General features: G+C 46.0%; 12 protein-coding genes. 11 read left to right on the top strand and 1 reads right to left on the bottom strand.

Annotated features, from left to right (window positions below; translation table 11 throughout):
* The first annotated feature begins 162 nt into the window (after positions 1–162).
* The 6 genes from EKG39_RS01530 (at position 163) to EKG39_RS01500 (ending at position 9,347) form a co-directional block, all read left to right on the top strand.
* Positions 163–2,421, top strand: a complete 2,259-nt coding sequence (locus tag EKG39_RS01530; RefSeq protein ID WP_126503568.1) for an ABC transporter permease subunit — start codon at positions 163–165, stop codon at positions 2,419–2,421.
* 279 nt (positions 2,422–2,700) lie between these two features.
* Positions 2,701–4,353 carry a phosphate ABC transporter permease PstA gene (pstA, locus tag EKG39_RS01525; protein ID WP_126503566.1) on the top strand — a complete coding sequence of 551 codons (1,653 nt, stop codon included), beginning with the start codon at positions 2,701–2,703 and terminating at the stop codon, positions 4,351–4,353.
* 89 nt (positions 4,354–4,442) lie between these two features.
* Positions 4,443–5,261, top strand: coding sequence for a phosphate ABC transporter ATP-binding protein PstB (gene pstB, locus EKG39_RS01520; RefSeq protein WP_126503564.1), 819 nt, complete (start codon positions 4,443–4,445; stop codon positions 5,259–5,261).
* Positions 5,262–5,333: 72 nt separating this feature from the next.
* Positions 5,334–6,044, top strand: coding sequence for a phosphate signaling complex protein PhoU (gene phoU, locus EKG39_RS01515; RefSeq protein WP_012141851.1), 711 nt, complete (start codon positions 5,334–5,336; stop codon positions 6,042–6,044).
* A 461-nt stretch (positions 6,045–6,505) separates the two neighbouring features.
* On the top strand, positions 6,506–8,473 hold the full coding sequence (locus EKG39_RS01510) for a BCCT family transporter (RefSeq protein ID WP_126503562.1): 1,968 nt from the start codon (positions 6,506–6,508) through the stop codon (positions 8,471–8,473).
* 508 nt (positions 8,474–8,981) lie between these two features.
* On the top strand, positions 8,982–9,347 hold the full coding sequence (locus EKG39_RS01500; RefSeq protein WP_126503560.1) for a YajD family HNH nuclease: 366 nt from the start codon (positions 8,982–8,984) through the stop codon (positions 9,345–9,347).
* Between the two features lie 381 nt (positions 9,348–9,728).
* On the opposite strand, the gene EKG39_RS01495 is transcribed toward EKG39_RS01500, so the two are convergent.
* Complete coding sequence (locus EKG39_RS01495) at positions 9,729–9,977, bottom strand: DUF1289 domain-containing protein (RefSeq protein ID WP_126503558.1); 249 nt, start codon at positions 9,975–9,977, stop codon at positions 9,729–9,731.
* A gap of 294 nt (positions 9,978–10,271) precedes the next feature.
* On the opposite strand from EKG39_RS01495, the gene EKG39_RS01490 reads away from it, so the two are divergent.
* The 5 genes from EKG39_RS01490 (at position 10,272) to oleC (ending at position 17,083) form a co-directional block, all read left to right on the top strand.
* Complete coding sequence (locus EKG39_RS01490) at positions 10,272–11,450, top strand: chemotaxis protein (protein ID WP_126503556.1); 1,179 nt, start codon at positions 10,272–10,274, stop codon at positions 11,448–11,450.
* 229 nt (positions 11,451–11,679) lie between these two features.
* On the top strand, positions 11,680–12,921 hold the full coding sequence (locus EKG39_RS01485) for a methyltransferase (protein WP_126503553.1): 1,242 nt from the start codon (positions 11,680–11,682) through the stop codon (positions 12,919–12,921).
* Between the two features lie 258 nt (positions 12,922–13,179).
* On the top strand, positions 13,180–14,229 hold the full coding sequence (locus EKG39_RS01480; RefSeq protein ID WP_126503551.1) for a 3-oxoacyl-ACP synthase III: 1,050 nt from the start codon (positions 13,180–13,182) through the stop codon (positions 14,227–14,229).
* A gap of 163 nt (positions 14,230–14,392) precedes the next feature.
* Positions 14,393–15,286 carry an alpha/beta fold hydrolase gene (locus EKG39_RS01475; protein WP_126503549.1) on the top strand — a complete coding sequence of 298 codons (894 nt, stop codon included), beginning with the start codon at positions 14,393–14,395 and terminating at the stop codon, positions 15,284–15,286.
* Positions 15,287–15,361: 75 nt separating this feature from the next.
* A complete protein-coding gene (gene oleC, locus EKG39_RS01470; RefSeq protein WP_126503547.1) occupies positions 15,362–17,083 on the top strand; it encodes an olefin beta-lactone synthetase in 1,722 nt (573 codons plus the stop codon).
* Positions 17,084–17,086 lie beyond the last annotated feature (3 nt).

Genomic DNA, 17,086 nt, shown 5'->3' with positions numbered 1-17,086 from the left:
TAAATATTCTATCTGGATTCTAACCCTGTAACACTAGTGTCATCTTTACGTCATATAATTCGACACATCAGAATAATGAGAATGTTTCTAAACTATTGTTAGCACAGCAATTGAAACAATCCCAGTGAAAACTCTACTGGCTATTTAATAAACGAGGTTCTAATGGTAACTCAGGTAATAAAACCTGATCCTAAGGCTAAAAACCTACTGATGGGTAAAGGCTCGAGTAGAAGGGCGATTCAGGACAGATTAACCCAAGTCGGGGTGACTATAGGGGGGACTATGGTATTTGTCGCCCTGCTATTGATCTTCTTTTATCTGTTATACGTTGTTAAACCTATTTTCGATGGCGCCGAGGTTACGCCATTGGTGAGTGTCGATATTACCAATAACGCAAGTCCGGCATTAATGCTTGGTAGTGATGAGCAAAATGAAATCATCTACCGCGTGTCAGAGTCAGGTCAGGTCGATTTTTATGATGCAAAAAGTGGCCAGTTAATCGAAACAGAAACGCTGCCACTTCCCCAAGGCGCTGAGGTTGTGGGTAGTGCAACTTCGGTGGCCAGTGAACAACGATTTGCCCTGGGTCTGAGTAATGGTCAGATGTTACTTGCTGGTATTAATTTTGGCGTGACTTATCCCAATAACCAACGCGTGATCACTCCTGACTTAAGGTATCCAGCCGGAAGCGCGCCGTTAACAGTCGATGGCAATGGTTCACCGCTCAATAATCTGGTTTTTGGTTATAGCAGTGACAAGATGAGTTTCGCCTATCAAGACCAGAATAACCTTTGGCATCTCACCCGCCAGGAAGGCGAAGAGAACATGATGACCGAAGAGGTTGAATGGATTGCAACAACGGGGTTGATCACTGATGCGCCACAGGATGTCCAGCAAAGGTTAATGACTCCTGATCAGCGTCAGCTTCTACTAAGAAGCGGTGATAAGTTGTTTATCTATAATATTCGTGACGCTGACGATATCTCCTTACAGCAAGTGCTTGAGTTAGAACTGGCTAAGGCGAAGGTTACCGATGTGAGCCTACTAGCCGGGGCGAGTTCTATCTTGGTTAGTTACGATTCGGGTCTGGTTGCGCAGTACTTTCAAGTTAATGGTGAGAGAGGGCGTCAATACCAGGAGATCCGCTCATTTGATGCGTCTTCATCGGTTGCCAGTGTAGCCAGTGAATTTTATCGAAAGAGCTTCGTGACTGTTAGTGACCAAGGGGATCTGACACTCCTTTACACAACCAGTGAACGTGAGTTGTTTTCAGAATCTTTTGACCTTAAAAACCCCAAAAAAGTCGGTTTCAGTCCAAGATCTAACGCGCTTGTGGTGGAGGCTGGCTCAAAACTGCATCTATTCGCCGTCGAAAATTCTCACCCTGAAGTTTCCTGGAGTGCGATGTGGAGCAAGGTCTGGTATGAAGGCTACCCGGAACCTAAGTTCGTATGGCAATCGACATCCGGTTCCGACGACTTTGAGGCCAAGCTAAGCTTGATGCCACTGGCCTTCGGTACCATGAAGGCCGCGCTCTATGCCATGCTGTTTGCAACCCCTCTTGCGATTGCCGGAGCGATCTATACCGCCTACTTCATGTCGCCGAAGATACGCTCGATAGTGAAGCCGACAATTGAGATCATGGAAGCCTTGCCTACCGTCATTCTGGGCTTCTTAGCGGGTCTGTGGCTTGCCCCTCTGATTGAAGACAATCTGCCGGGCATTTTGGTATTGCTGGTACTCTTACCCTTATCGATTCTGGCCACGGCATTTCTCTGGCATAACTTACCCGGCAAATGGAAACAGCGTCTGCCTGAAACCTACCAAGAGCTGATGTTACTGCCTGTGATCATCTTCATCGGTTGGTTCTCTTTCGCTATCAGCCCCGCCATTGAGGTTGCCTTCTTCCATGGTGATTCACGCATGTTTATTACTAACGAATTGGGGATCACATTCGATCAGCGTAATGCGTTAGTTGTTGGTATCGCCATGGGCTTCGCGGTGATTCCAACTATCTTCTCGATTGCCGAAGATGCGGTGTTCTCGGTGCCTCGTCACCTGTCAAATGGTAGCTTAGCCTTAGGCGCGACGAACTGGCAAACCTTGACCCGTGTGGTATTACTCACGGCCAGTCCGGGTATCTTCTCTGCGATAATGATGGGCTTGGGCCGTGCGGTGGGAGAAACCATGATCGTGCTTATGGCAACGGGTAATACCGCCATCATGGAGTGGAGCGTGTTCGAAGGTATGCGTACCCTGGCCGCTAACATTGCAGTAGAGATGCCTGAGTCGGCAATTGGCAGTTCACACTACCGGGTTCTTTTCCTTGCAGCCTTTGTTCTGTTTATTTTTACCTTCTTCTTCAACACTATAGCTGAAGTTGTGAGACAGCGTCTGCGTGAACGTTATAGTTCACTGTAATGATGAGTAATGAAAATGATGACTAGATATATGAACATGAATATGAGTGTTTCAGAGTCAAGATTTGTATTTGGGAGTATGACTCATGGGTAAGTGGTTTAAATCCGGGTCTCCATGGGTTTGCATAATGACAGATGGGGCGGTGGCTTCAGAGCCTGAGTTAGTGTTTGGGAGTAACCGTCATGGGTAAGTGGTTTAAATCCGGGTCTCCGTGGGTTTGCATAATGACAGATGGGGCGGTGGCTTCAGAGCCTGAGTTAGTGTTTGGGAGTAACCGTCATGGGTAAGTGGTTTAAATCTGGATCGCCTTGGATATGGATGACAGGTGGGGCCGTAAGCATCAGCTTAATTGCCGTACTGGGATTACTGTTGATGATTGCCTGGCGTGGACTCAGTTATTTCTGGCCGGCTGAGGTTTATCAATGGGAGCTAAATGATCCCGATGGTAATCGTTACACCTTGATCGGTGAAATTTATGATAAAGAAGAGGTGCCAACCGAACGTCTTATCTCTGCGGGCCATGTGTTTAAGGAGATGCCAGGGGAAACCGTGACGCGTTATCTGGTTAAAACGGGTAACCGTGAGTTCGTTGGGTTAGATTTTCGCTGGATATTAGCAACAGATATCATCTCACGCACTCAGCCTGAAAATATTGCCGTGATTGAGAGAAGTAAAAACGGTGATTTTTATGGCTATCCGATTGCTGTGGTTGAAGATGGAAAGCGACTCGCTCTAGATGATATCGAAGCCTCTTTTGAGGCTCATATCGAGCGTGCTGTTGAGCTCAACGATAAAGCCGTAACACTGCAAAAGAGTGAAATCGGCTCTATTAACTATGCAATGGAACAGCTTCGTCTACAGGAGAGGCGATATGAGTTAGATGGTCAACTCACCGAGGCGCGTAAGGCGGAAATAGCAGTAAAGCAAGCGAGTCTACAAGCTGATTATTTGCTGCTGGAGAAGTCCTTCTTTGCCTTGCGTACCGAAGCGGCTCGAGACTCAGTGATCATCAAAGATATGCGCGGCGAAGAGGTCGTACTAAAACTCGATACGATTTTAGATGTAACCTATTCCAATCGCATCAGCCTGATAGGAAAAGTCGGCCATTGGTTTGTCGGTGTCGGTCGGTTTATCAGCGATGACCCACGGGAAGCCAATACTGAAGGTGGTGTTTTCCCGGCTATCTTCGGTACCGTTTTTATGGTGATGTTGATGGCGGTTATTGTGACCCCCTTTGGCGTGATTGCGGCGATTTACCTGCATGAATACGCGAAGAAAGGGCCTGTGACTAAGATGATCCGTATTGCTGTGATTAACTTAGCGGGTGTGCCGTCGATTGTGTATGGTGTATTTGGCCTAGGCTTCTTCGTCTATATGTTTGGTGGCACATTAGATCAACTCTTTTACCCTGAAGCGCTGCCAGCTCCGACCTTTGGTTCGCCGGGCGTGCTCTGGTCTGCATTAACGTTAGCGATATTGACTCTGCCAGTGGTGATAGTCTCAACCGAAGAGGGGCTCAGTCGCATTCCCAGTGCCGTTAGGCAAGGCAGTTTGGCGCTTGGGGCGACAAAAGCTGAGACACTTTGGCGAATTGTTATCCCGATGGCGAGTCCGGCTATTATGACCGGACTGATCCTGGCAGTGGCTCGCGCCGCCGGAGAGGTGGCGCCATTGATGCTGGTAGGAGTCGTCAAGTTAGCACCGACTTTACCAATCGATATGAATTTCCCATTTGTGCATCTGGAACGTAAGTTCATGCACTTAGGTTTTCACATTTATGATGTGGGCTTTCAAAGCCCTAACGTGGAAGCCGCGAGACCTTTGGTCTATGCGACTTCGTTCCTGCTCGTTTCAGTAATTGTGTCATTAAACTTGACAGCTATCGGCGTCCGCAACCATTTGCGTGAGAAGTATCGCTCGCTTGAGCATTAAATATTGAAGCACATATTTAACAAATAAGTCGCCACGCAGTGGCATAAACAGAGCGGTGAGGCCGCTCTGTTAAAGTGATAGGATATAAAATGATTTCCATAGATAAGTCTACTATGAACACCAATTCAGTCGATCTGAACAATTTGAGCCAGGAAGAGACAGCCCTGGAGATCCGCAATCTGGATCTAAAGTACGGTGATAAACAGGCACTTTTCGATGTCTCGATGAAGATCCCCGAAAAACAGGTTACGGCATTTATCGGGCCAAGTGGTTGTGGTAAATCCACATTATTGCGCTGCATTAACCGGATGAATGATCTGGTCGATAACTGTCATATCGGTGGCGAAATTTTGCTTAACGGGCAAAATATCTATGACAAACAAGTCGATGTTGCCTCTTTGCGCCGAAATGTCGGTATGGTATTCCAGCGTCCAAACCCATTTCCTAAATCAATCTATGAGAATGTCGTGTACGGCTTGCGTCTTCAAGGGGTGAATAATCGCCGCGATCTGGATGACGCCGCCGAACGCTCTTTGCGTGGCGCCGCTATTTGGGATGAAGTGAAAGACAGGCTACATGACAATGCATTTGGCCTTTCCGGTGGTCAGCAGCAACGTTTAGTGATTGCCCGTGCGATTGCCATCGAACCGGAGGTTTTACTGCTCGATGAGCCTACGTCGGCACTGGATCCTATTTCGACATTGACCATTGAAGAGTTGATCACCGACTTAAAGTCTAAATACACCGTGGTGATTGTGACCCATAACATGCAACAAGCGGCGCGCGTCTCAGACCAAACTGCTTTTATGTATATGGGCGAGCTGGTTGAATATGCCGATACTAACACCATATTTACGACTCCGAGAAAACGTAAAACGGAAGATTACATAACGGGTCGGTACGGTTAATCAAACTGATTAGTTTTCAGGTCCGGCGATTAGAAACGGGCGTTAACAGAATTGGAAAAGGTTTAAATTGCAATGGAAAATATGAATTTAAGTAAGCACATCTCTGGTCAGTTTAATGCCGAGCTGGATGATATCCGTAACCGTGTCTTAGCGATGGGCGGTTTAGTTGAACGTCAACTGGAACAGTCTCTGGATGCCCTAAGTACACTGGACTCTGAGTTGGCGCAGAAAGTTATCGATGGTGACCACAAAGTCAATGGGATGGAAGTTGCCATCGATGAAGAGTGTACCCGCATCATTGCCAAGCGACAGCCCGCAGCGAGTGACTTACGCTTAGTACTGGCGATCTCCAAAACCATTACTGATCTGGAACGCATCGGTGATGCTTGTGTGAAGATTGCTAAGGCAGCAATGGATAAACGCTCTAAAAACCAACAGCCATTATTGGTGAGTATCGAGAATATGGGACGTCATGCGACTCGTATGCTCAATGCCACTCTAGATGCATTGGCGCGAATGGACGCAGAGGTTGCACTGGAACTGCACAAAGAAGACATCAAATTAGATAAAGAGTATGAAGGGATCATTCGCCAGTTGATGACCTATATGATGGCCGATCCACGCTCTATTCCCGAGGTTTTAGATGTGCTTTGGGCTGCAAGGGCTGTTGAGCGAGTGGGTGACCGTTGCCAAAATATCTGTGAGTACATCATCTATTATGTGAAGGGAAAAGATGTGCGTCATGTCTCCTATGAGGAGATGGAGAAAGACCTTAATTTTTAGTTAGCATGAGATAGTAAAGCGTAAAAATATAATTCTTTTAAAACAAGCGGCTACTGAGCCGCTTGTTTGTTTCTATGGTGCCCGCTCAGATTTAAAGCTGAAATTAATGTATAATATACTCATATTTGTGTATAGATAGATTGTATTCAATAGTGCCGAACAGATTAATTTTTTAGTATTTGGCCGCTATTTAATGGGATTTGTTGTTTTTTGCTTTCTGGTTAATGATTCGCTTAAAAGCTTGGCTCAAAAGCTTGGCTCAAAAGCTTGGCTCAAAAACCTGGGCTTAAAGACCTTAGCGTAAAAAACTGAGTATATAGCCTTATTGGCGTTCACGAATTGTGATTTCCGGCGCAGTTACAGTTATGCAAAACTGTATGATGCCTCACCGTCTAATGTTGGCCGGGATCTCTTGTAGTTGAGTGAGCTGTATCAACTATTAGCTAATTTTCGAGAGTTTTATGTCGATCAAATCCAGTATTAATCCTCCTGTTTTTTTCTCGTCCGTTTTTTTAATTGCGTTAATGGTGTTTGTCGGGGCGTTCTGGCCTCAACAGGCGCAAATTGTATTTAAGTCTGCCCAGTCTTGGTTCGAACTCAAAGCTGGCTGGCTTTACATTTTAGGTGTTGCCATCTTCCTCATCTTTATTATTTTTGTAATGGTGAGTCGTTTCGGTGATATTAAATTAGGTCCGGATCACGCCGAACCCGATTACAGCTACAAAAGCTGGATCGCCATGCTATTTTCAGCCGGTATGGGTATTGGCTTGATGTTCTTCGGTGTTGCCGAACCTGTGATGCACTATTTAGCTCCACCTGATGCGACGCCTGAGTCGATTCAGGCCGCTAAAGATGCAATGAAGATCACTTTCTTCCATTGGGGTATCCATGCCTGGGCTATCTATGCGGTTGTCGCACTTAGTCTGGCTTACTTCTCCTATCGACATAAGTTGCCTCTGCTTCCGCGAAGTGCGCTTTATCCTCTGATTGGTGAGCGTATCTATGGGCCTATAGGCCATGCGGTCGATACATTTGCCGTGTTAGGTACCATGTTCGGTGTCGCAACTTCTCTGGGTTTTGGTGTGTTACAAGTTAACTCCGGCTTGAACTATCTGCTCGATGTGCCGGTAAATGCTTACGTCCAAGTTGGTCTTATCATCGCAATTTCATTGATTGCGACACTCTCAGTTTTCTCCGGGTTGGACAAAGGCGTTAAGCGACTAAGTGAGTTGAACTTGGGTCTGGCGGTATTACTGCTGCTCTTTGTGCTGGTCTTTGGACCTACCGTCGAGTTACTGCAGGCCTTTGTACAAAATACCGGGGGATACTTGAGTGATATTGTCGGTAAGACATTTAACTTGTATGCCTACGAACAGAAAAATGACTGGATTGGTGGTTGGACCCTACTCTATTGGGGCTGGTGGATCTCATGGTCCCCATTTGTAGGAACCTTTATTGCCAGAGTTTCCCGTGGCCGTACCATCAGAGAGTTTTTGGTGGGCGTGTTGTTCGTACCAAGTGCATTTACCTTCTTGTGGATGACAGTATTTGGTAACACGGCGATTGATGCGATCATGAACCATGGGGCAAACTATCTGACGGAAGCGGTTTCAAGTGATGTTTCCGTTGCTCTGTTTGTCTTTTTCGAACATATGCCGTTCTCGACTCTGTTATCTACGATTGCCTTGTGTCTGGTTATCACCTTCTTTGTCACCTCGTCTGACTCTGGTTCACTGGTTATCGATAACCTAACATCGGGTGGCGATCATGATGCACCGGTATGGCAGCGTGTCTTCTGGGCCCTACTTCAGGGAGTCGTCGCTTCTGTTCTACTGCTTGCAGGCGGTCTGCAGGCACTACAAACGGTTGCGATTGCCAGTGCATTACCTTTCTTGCTAATCATGCTTTTGATGTGTTTTGGTTTGTATAAGGCACTTCAGGACGACTGGCTTAAGATCAACAGTGTGCAGCTTCATAATACGAGTGTGCAGTTCACCAAAACCAACGTGAACTGGGAAGACCATATCGATGTGTTAGTGTCTCATCCGAGTCAAAAGGATGCACAAGCTTTTCTCGATGACGTGGCCACACCGGCGCTGACTAAGGTGTGTGAGAGCTTTATCAGTAAAGATATTCCGGCCGAATTGTTGAATTTTGATAATCGAATTCGTTTCGTTATCGCCAACGAGGAATATGATGACTTTGCCTATGGTCTACGAATACGTGCCTTTTCCATTATCAATCCACTCGAGAGTGAACTCGATGAAGGTGAAACCGAATATTATCGGGTGGAGGTGTTCCTCGAGCATGGCGGCCAACATTATGACGTGATGGGCTTTACTCAAGATCAGATCCTGGCAGATGTGGTGACTCAGTATGAAAAATACCTTCATTACCTGCACCTATCCAGTTCAGAGTACTTAGGTTAAGAGCTAGGTTAGGAGAGTGGTTAAGAGCCAGTTTATAAACTAAATAACCAAGCTAAGTTTAATAAGAGATAGGATAAATATTTTGTCTCGAAAACCTGGTTATAATACCAAGCAGTATAAGAAAGTGAGCTGCTCAGAGTGATTTTTAGCAAACTAATTCAAGGCGAATGGATGAGACAATGGTGCTCCCTTGTGAAGTCATTCAACGCAGAACTAGGCGGCAAAAAACACTCCTGAAAGGCGAGTTTTAGCGCATCCGATGCTGTGTTAACGAGCTTAAACGTAGAATAACTATGCTCTTCACTCGTTGCCTTGCCTCAGAAGCGCTAAATTCTCGCTGAGCGAGCACATCTTTATACTGATTGGTATGAAACAGCCCTGATGGTATCATTAGGGCTGTTTTTTTATATTCACTCATTTAACGATCGATAATCGTGTCCGGAACCTCTACGTAGGTTGTTTAACAATGGGACTGAATAAGCGTTCAACCTAATTCGAGATGAAAGATATGTCAGCAAACCAAGGCCAAAGTAAGTTAGATAAAGTATTGGCAGAAGCCAGAGAGTATAAAGCGAAACGAGAAACTGGCTATAGAGAGCAAGCGCTAAAGCTCTACCCCTGGGTCTGTGGGCGTTGTTCGCGAGAGTTCAATAATGCCAACTTACGTGAGCTCACTGTGCATCATAGAGATCATAATCACGATAATAACCCGTCTGATGGCTCTAACTGGGAGTTGTTGTGCTTATATTGCCACGATAATGAACATTCTAGATTCGAAGAGTTGATTCAATACGGAGCGACTAAGGAAGCTAAAGTAGATGCGGCAACTTACAATCCTTTTGCTGACCTCAAAGGCATGATGAATAAAAAATAGTTTTGCATAACTCCCTGGTCGCTAAAGAGGCGACCTACAAGGTATTTATGGCTGCTCTTAAAGGCATGATGAATAAGAAGTAGTTCAAAGATCATAAAGGTCAGGTAAGTTGAAACGGAGTCGGCAACTTACAATGCGTTTATGGCTGTTCTCAAAGGCATGATGAATAAGAAATAGTTCAAAGATCATAAGGTCTGGTAAGTTGAAATAGAGTCGGCGACTTACAATGCGTTTATGGCTGCTTTCAAAGGCATGATGAATAAAAAGTAAGACTATTTTTAATTCTTGCTGTTCTGGCTTTCAAGACTTAGTCGGGCAACCCCGAGCGTATTAGAGATATGTTCAACATCTCTAATACTATCGTTAATATGGAACTAGGCTCTAGCCTGCGACTAATGCCTCTTCCTTGAGGCGTGCCGCCACTTCTTGCCACCTATCTTTGCTTATTTTTTCACTGTTCACCCCTTTGCCTAATTCAGCTTTGCGGCCAGGGATCTTCTTCCAGACTTGGGCCTTAAAGGCATCATCGGCTTTACTCCAGCCGACGATTTCATCAATATTTCGATAGCACCCCATGCAGATATCATCTTCGTTTACACCACACTTCGCCACACAAGGAGATTGAATCATGTCACATCCATTTTTAATTTAATGTCATACGTTCTAATGGGTGTCGATTTTAATGCGCTTCGTCATAGTATTCAAGGTGAATTGGTGCTAGGTGGTCTGAATTGTTTGTTAAGTAACGACCCTTTCCCGATCGATCTAATAACAGACATAATTTTTGCCAATTATTGCCTGGTGAATAACCGGTAGCGGGATCAGTGATAGGTTATACCCGGCTATTAAGTTAAACTAACAAACGAATTAATTTGTTTTTTATACTAACTTTTCAATGGGTTGTTACTATTTTTAGAGGGTTTTATGAACGTGTTGTTACGCTTAACTGTTGTGGTCATGCTAGGGCTGTTTTTGACTGCGTGTTCTTTATTGGAAGTTAAGCTTGAAAGTGGTATCGAACCCCTGCCTCAAGAGCAGTTGAATATGCGTGTCTTCAGCCGTGATTTTAGCAGTTCATTTTATAGTAAAGTCGAGCTTACGGCCGATAAAATAGCCTCTTCTGAAGACGATGGAGATCAAAGCCTCTATCTGAGATCTAATTCGTTGATGTGGAAGATCTATTCCGAACAGGCGCTGCAGAGAAGCATTTTTCAAACATCACCGGTGGCAGCCATGGTCGATACCTGGGCGTTAACTGCGCAGATGACGGCCTTCTATGACACTGGTGCCGGTCAGTCTCTTTTTGGTTCACAGCAAACACTGGCCATTGAGACAAGCAGGGCATTACAGTCACAGTTTGAATCTACCGTTAAAGGCTTCTTAACCTCGGGGGAATTTCAGAAAAACCGTGATTTCATCGAGCAATACGTCATCGCTAACCCGCTGACCGAGATGACCTTCAGCCGTAAGTCGGCATTTAATGATTGGTTAAAGTTCAGAGAGATAAATGAATTTGAAGCGGTGACAACCTTTGGTTCAGTGCCGGAGGTGATGAGTGATATCTCTGATCGTATGGCAATGATCTCTGAGCAGATGCCTAAAATTCTTGGTTGGAAGGCCGAACTCTATGCCATGCACTCTAATATTAATGCCGAGGAGATACAGAAGACCCTGAACCATATCAGCGTCACATCGGCTAAGTTCCAGGAGCTTATGGCACAAAGCCCAGAGATGATACAGACATTGGCTGTCGATATGCGTCGCGAGTTAAGCCCCTTATTGCAACAGCTCAGTGACTCAACCGACAGTAAGTTAGCTCAGTTATCTACCGAGCGACAAGCTTTAGAATTAATGGTCAAGAGCGAGCGTATCGCGTTAGAAGAAATGGTCGCAAGGGAGCGTGTTGCTGCCGCCGCCAATTTAGATGAACTTTCCAAGCATACAGTCGAGGTCGTGTTTCAAGAGCTGACAAAAACACTCAAGAGTTTGATCCTTTACTTTGTGCTCTTTCTCGTTGTGGTTTTCTTTGCCCCCTTAGGCTTAGGCGTCTGGTTAGGTAAGCGTATGGAAGTTAAAAAAACACAAAAAGCGCATGAGCTATAAGTTTTAAGTTTCTGTTTAGTACTCGTCTGAACGCTGTCACCCACAGACGCTTTATTTAAAAGCGGGTGACGGCGATAGACTTAACCGCTGTTGATTTATATTCTTCGCAACTCGTAACTTTTCTAATTATGCTTCCTAACGTTTCTGCTTTATAATCCCGCCTCGTAGCTCGTGTCGAGCGTAACGCAATCTCTGATATCCTGAAAATCGAGTGACAACTATTTAGCCTATGTCTAATCCCCCAAAAAAGCCCACACAAAGTGCCTTATTTAAAAGGCTCGATACCCTGCTAATCCAAAGTCGTGACTTATGGCAAGTTAAGGCATTCGATTGTATGGTTCTGCCATGGGCGACTCGGTTTCCGCGCTTAGCCGAGAGTGTTTGGAGTATTGCTGATGAAGATATTGATGATGTCGACAGAGTCCAGTCAGATCTCATTGCCGCGTTATTGCCCTCTCTGACAGAAGACCTGGCGGAGGCTGGACTAGAGTGGGAGTTGAGCCTGCTGGATATCTCAGCGCCCTTGTGTGATAAACCTGACGAACTCTTGTTATCGGGTAAAGCGCTTTCCCATTTCAGTGCTGGCATTAAGGGGCGTAAGTTTGAACAGATCAGCGCATTTGCAGCGCAGTTAACCCCGTCTGACAATGAAGTATTAGAGTGGTGCGCCGGTAAGGGGCACTTGGGGCGATTGATTGCAAAGGCCCATAACCGTTCTGTTGTCAGTCTTGAGTGGCAAGAGAGTTTGTGTGAAGCGGGTAAAACCTTTGCCGAACAGTGGCATCTGCCGCAAACCTTCATCTGCGCCGATGCGTTTGCGGCCAACCAAAGCCAACTAAAGGTGAACCAGCAGGCCGTTGCACTGCATGCTTGTGGTGATCTTCATATCGAGTTGCTGCGGTTAGCCGCATCGGCAGGAACCAGAAATATTGCATTTTCACCTTGTTGCTATCACCTTATTCGTGCCAAAGAGTATGAAGCGCTGAGCGTCGATGCGCGTAACAGCAAGTTGAGCTTGAGTCGACATGATCTGCAGCTACCACTACAACAAAGTACCATTGCAGGCAGTAAGCAACAGGAGTTGAGGCACAAGGAAATTGCCTGGCGTCTTGGGTTTGATTCATTGCAGCGTGAGGTTCGAGGTTGTGAACATTATCTGCCCATTCCTTCGATAAAACAGAGTCAGCTCAGTGGCGACTTTAACGGTTTTTGTCTTTGGGCAGCACAAAGCAAAGCAGTGCGTTTATCAGAAAATACAGATTTCGCCTATTTTGAACAATTAGGCTTAAAGCGTCAGCGATTGACCAGAAGAATCGACCTTGTTGCTCACCTTTTTCGTGCCGTGCTTGAGCATTGGTTGTTACTGGACAGGATCTGTTTTCTCGAAGAACAAGGCTATCGGGTTTCTCTCAGGAAGTTTTGTTCTGAGCGGGTTACACCGAGAAATTCATTAATTCAGGCCGAAAAATAAACAAAAAAGATTTTAAGTGATAAAGTAAAATCTAAGTCACTGTTTATTAAGGTTGGTCGGGTTAATGTGTGAGCGTTTTCTAATCAAAGACCTGCAATTTTGTAGTTACGTATAGAGTTAACTGGTGAAAAAATCGGACCTTGGACGGTTTTTTATTGAATCATTAGCTTTTTCTTGCTCAAATGTCGGGTTAACACTAAATAACAATATTTATTGGCTGTCGAAGCGCCGATATAGTGAGCGAAATAATACTGTTTCATGAAATATTCCCGAGTATTTATCAATAGCCTGGCATATGAACTGGCACCTGAAGTGGTGTCCACTTCCGAATTAGAATCTCGATTGGCACCGCTATATAAAAAGTTTCGTATTCCAATGGGCCAGTTGGCTGCACTAACTGGGATCCAAGAACGTCGATGGTGGCCCAAAGGTCACAGGTTGTCCGACGGAGCTTTAGCTGCGGCGCATAAAGCCATCAATGAAACCGGCGTTCAGGTTGGCGATTTAGGTGCTGTCGTCTATACCGGCGTGTGCCGTGATCAGCATGAGCCGGCAACTGCGTGTCGTATCGCCGCCGAACTTGGCGTGTCTAAAGATACGGCAATCTATGATATCAGTAACGCCTGTTTAGGTGTCTTGTCAGGTATCTTAGATATTGCTAACCGCATCGAGTTAGGTCAGATTAAGGCTGGTTTAGTCGTCTCTTGTGAATCGGCGCGTCATATTGTCGATATCACCATAGACAATATGCTGGCCGATCCTACCATGCAGAATTATGCTCAATCTCTGGCGACCTTGACCGGTGGTTCAGGAGCTGTAGCGGTATTGCTGACCGATGGCAGCTTGCCTCTTCGTGGTGAACGTCAACATCAATTGTTAGGTGCGAGTCACCTATCGGCACCTGAGCACCACAATTTATGTCAGTGGGGCCTACAGGAGGCTGGAGTGCATCTCTATCGCGAGTTTATGCGTACCGATGGCGTAGCCTTGCTAAAAGAGGGCGTTGAGCTGGCGCGCCATACCTGGAGCCACTTCTTAGAGCAAAGAGATTGGTTGGTAGAGCAGGTCGATAAAGTTATTTGTCATCAGGTGGGCGCATCTAACCGCCGCCAAGTACTTAATGCGCTCAATATACCTCAAGAGAAAGAGTTTCCGACCTATCAATTGCTGGGCAACATGGGGACGGTCTCTCTGCCTGTTACAGCCGCGATGGCCCATGATCAAGGCTTCCTTCAAAAGGGCGATCAGGTAAGCTTTCTTGGTATTGGCAGTGGCTTAAACTGTATGATGCTTGGAATCAAGTGGTAACGCCTATTCAGGTCATCTATCGCTGAGCTTGACTGATAATAAGCTGCTAACTCGGTAACTCGTGCCTCACGTTTGCCGGGTTTCTCTTATTGACTCGGTGTTAGCACTATATAATCAATGGCCCATAATCTGGCCATCACAATAAGAATATTTAGGAAGAGTCATGTTAGACACTCTGTTTCCCTTCAAGCGCAATTATTTAGACAGAAATGGCAATAAGTTACAGTACGTGAACGAAGGGCAGGGTGAACCTGTGGTTATGGTTCATGGTAATCCTAGCTGGTCTTTCTATTACCGTAACGTGGTAACCGCTTTGAGTGGCAATCACCAGTGTATCGTCCCCGACCATATTGGTTGTGGTTTATCGGATAAGCCCGATGACAGTGGTTATGATTACACCCTTAAGAATCGCATTGACGATCTTGAGGCCCTGCTCGAACACTTAGATGTGAAAGAGAATATCACCCTAATCGTGCATGATTGGGGAGGAATGATCGGTATGGGTTATGCGGCTCGCTACCCTGAGCGAATCAAGCGTCTTGTGGTGCTCAATACCGGTGCTTTCCACCTTCCTTCGTCTAAACCTTTTCCATGGCCGCTTTGGATCTGCAGAAATACTCTGTTGGGTACAGCATTAGTACGTGGGTTTAATGCCTTTTCATCGATCGCATCCTATGTGGGCGTGAAACGTAAGCCGATGTCGAAAGAGATCAGAGAGGCCTATGTCGCTCCCTTTAATTCCTGGGCCAACCGCATCTCTACGCTTAGGTTTGTCCAGGACATTCCGCTTAAACCCGGCGATAGAAATTATGAGTTGGTATCGGAAATTGCGGCGAGTCTGCCAAAGTTTTCAAAAGTGCCCACCCTTATCTGCTGGGGCTTGAAAGATTTTGTCTTCGACAAACACTTTCTTGATCAATGGAAAGCAGAGATGCCCCACGCCGTGGTGCATGAATTTGCCGATTGTGGTCACTATATTCTGGAAGATGCGAGTGATGAGGTGGTCGGTCATATCACAGACTTTATGTCCCATGACTCTGCCGTTAGTGACAGCTAGGTAAAGTCTGGAATACAAGCTAGCGGATCGTCACGATCCGCTAACGTATCAATGAAGCGAGAACGGTTACCGATTATGTCTAATTCTTCGGAAATGAATAGAGGAGCCGGCGCTAACCTTTGTCGTCACCTTAATGACGCCGCGAAGCACTCCCCCGGGCAACTTGCCGTTGCGGTACAACAAGCATCCGGATCAATATTTTCTGCTAAAACCTTAAGCTATCAAGAGATTACCTTTGCCGAGCTGGAAAGCCGCAGTGATAAGCTTGCCCATGCTTTAAATGAATATGGGATTAAACGTGGCATGAAAGCCGTGTTGATGGTGACGCCCTGTATCGACTTCTTCACCTTAACCTTCGCACTCTTTAAAGCCGGGATAATTCCAATTCTTGTGGATCCGGGAATGGGCGTTAAGAATCTCAAGCAGTGTTTTATCGAGTCTCAGCCCGATGCATTTATCGGCATCCCTAAGGCGCATCTGGCCAGAAGGTTATTTTCCTGGGGCAAAGACTCGGTTAAGCACCTTGTGACTGTCGGTGGCTGTGGGCTATGGGGCGGGGTGAGCCTAAATCGCTTGATGGAGGACGCTGCATCAACCTCATCGGTAAGTCCCTACCAGATGGCTTGGCTGGATGAAGATGAGATGGCCGCAATCTTATTTACCAGCGGCAGTACTGGCACGCCTAAGGGCGTGGTTTATTCTCATAAGATGTTCGAGGCGCAGATCACAGCGTTAAAGCATGATTACGGTATCGCATCCGGAGAACGGGATCTTGCGACCTTCCCACTGTTTTCTCTGTTTGGTCCGGCACTTGGTATGGCCTCAATTGTGCCTGAAATGGATGCCAGTAAACCTATTACTGCTAATCCGGGTTATCTGTTTGCCGCGATAGAGAAGTATCAATGCTCCAATATGTTCGTCAATCCGGCCTTGATTGAACGATTAGGCCAAGCGGGTGTAACACAAACCAAGACACATCAATTATCGAGTATTAAACGGGTTATTTCGGCGGGGGCACCTGCGACGATTGCCTCGATTAAGCATTTCAGCCAGATGTTAAATGATGGCGTCGAGGTGCTTAACTCCTATGGGGCAACCGAATCTTTACCTCTGAGTAAGATGGGTAGTAAAGCACTGTTTGCCACGACCCAAGTCACCGATGCTGGTGGCGGCATCTGTGTGGGCAGTCCGATAGAGGGAGTCGATATTGCGATTATTGATATCGATGAAGCGCCGATTGCACAATGGCATGATAGTTTAAGTTTAAAGCCGGGCGAAATTGGTGAGATTGTGGTTAAAGGTCCTATGGTCAGCCGAAGCTATTACAGACGAGACAGCGCCACCGAGCAGGCTAAGATAATCGATGGCAGTGCCATTCGCCATCGAATGGGCGACTTAGGTTATCTCGATGAAGCAGGAGAGCTATGGATGTGTGGCCGTAAGGCCCACAGAGTCGATACTAGTCAAAGTGTGAAGGGAGAACCCTCCAGATATTTCTCTATTCCCTGTGAGCGAATTTTTAATACTCATCCCCAGGTGAAACGTTCGGCGCTGGTTGCGGTAAAAGTGGCGGATCAAACCGTTCCCTTGCTGTGTATCGAACTTGAAAAATCATTAGGTTGCTCTATGGGGGCGAGCCTGTTTGCCGAACTAAATGAGATAGCGGAGCGGCATGTGCAAACAAAGGGAATAAAACGTTTTCTTATTCATCCCGACTTTCCGGTCGATATTCGCCATAATGCAAAAATTTTCCGTGAAAAATTGGCCGTATGGGCCCAGAAAAATCATAAGGAATAGTTA

The organism is Shewanella atlantica (assembly GCF_003966265.1).
Classification (GTDB): domain Bacteria; phylum Pseudomonadota; class Gammaproteobacteria; order Enterobacterales; family Shewanellaceae; genus Shewanella; species Shewanella atlantica.
Note: the sequence above shows the minus strand (reverse complement) of the source record. Positions and strands in the feature narration are given on the sequence as shown.

Coding starts and splice junctions, on each gene's coding strand:
- EKG39_RS01490 (WP_126503556.1), top strand. CDS start 10,272: ATGAACGTGTTGTTACGCTTAACTGTTGTGGTCATGCTAGGGCTGTTT.
- EKG39_RS01475 (WP_126503549.1), top strand. CDS start 14,393: ATGTTAGACACTCTGTTTCCCTTCAAGCGCAATTATTTAGACAGAAAT.
- phoU (WP_012141851.1), top strand. CDS start 5,334: ATGGAAAATATGAATTTAAGTAAGCACATCTCTGGTCAGTTTAATGCC.
- EKG39_RS01480 (WP_126503551.1), top strand. CDS start 13,180: ATGAAATATTCCCGAGTATTTATCAATAGCCTGGCATATGAACTGGCA.
- oleC (WP_126503547.1), top strand. CDS start 15,362: ATGTCTAATTCTTCGGAAATGAATAGAGGAGCCGGCGCTAACCTTTGT.
- EKG39_RS01530 (WP_126503568.1), top strand. CDS start 163: ATGGTAACTCAGGTAATAAAACCTGATCCTAAGGCTAAAAACCTACTG.
- EKG39_RS01485 (WP_126503553.1), top strand. CDS start 11,680: ATGTCTAATCCCCCAAAAAAGCCCACACAAAGTGCCTTATTTAAAAGG.
- pstA (WP_126503566.1), top strand. CDS start 2,701: ATGGGTAAGTGGTTTAAATCTGGATCGCCTTGGATATGGATGACAGGT.
- pstB (WP_126503564.1), top strand. CDS start 4,443: ATGATTTCCATAGATAAGTCTACTATGAACACCAATTCAGTCGATCTG.
- EKG39_RS01510 (WP_126503562.1), top strand. CDS start 6,506: ATGTCGATCAAATCCAGTATTAATCCTCCTGTTTTTTTCTCGTCCGTT.
- EKG39_RS01500 (WP_126503560.1), top strand. CDS start 8,982: ATGTCAGCAAACCAAGGCCAAAGTAAGTTAGATAAAGTATTGGCAGAA.
- EKG39_RS01495 (WP_126503558.1), bottom strand. CDS start 9,977: ATGATTCAATCTCCTTGTGTGGCGAAGTGTGGTGTAAACGAAGATGAT.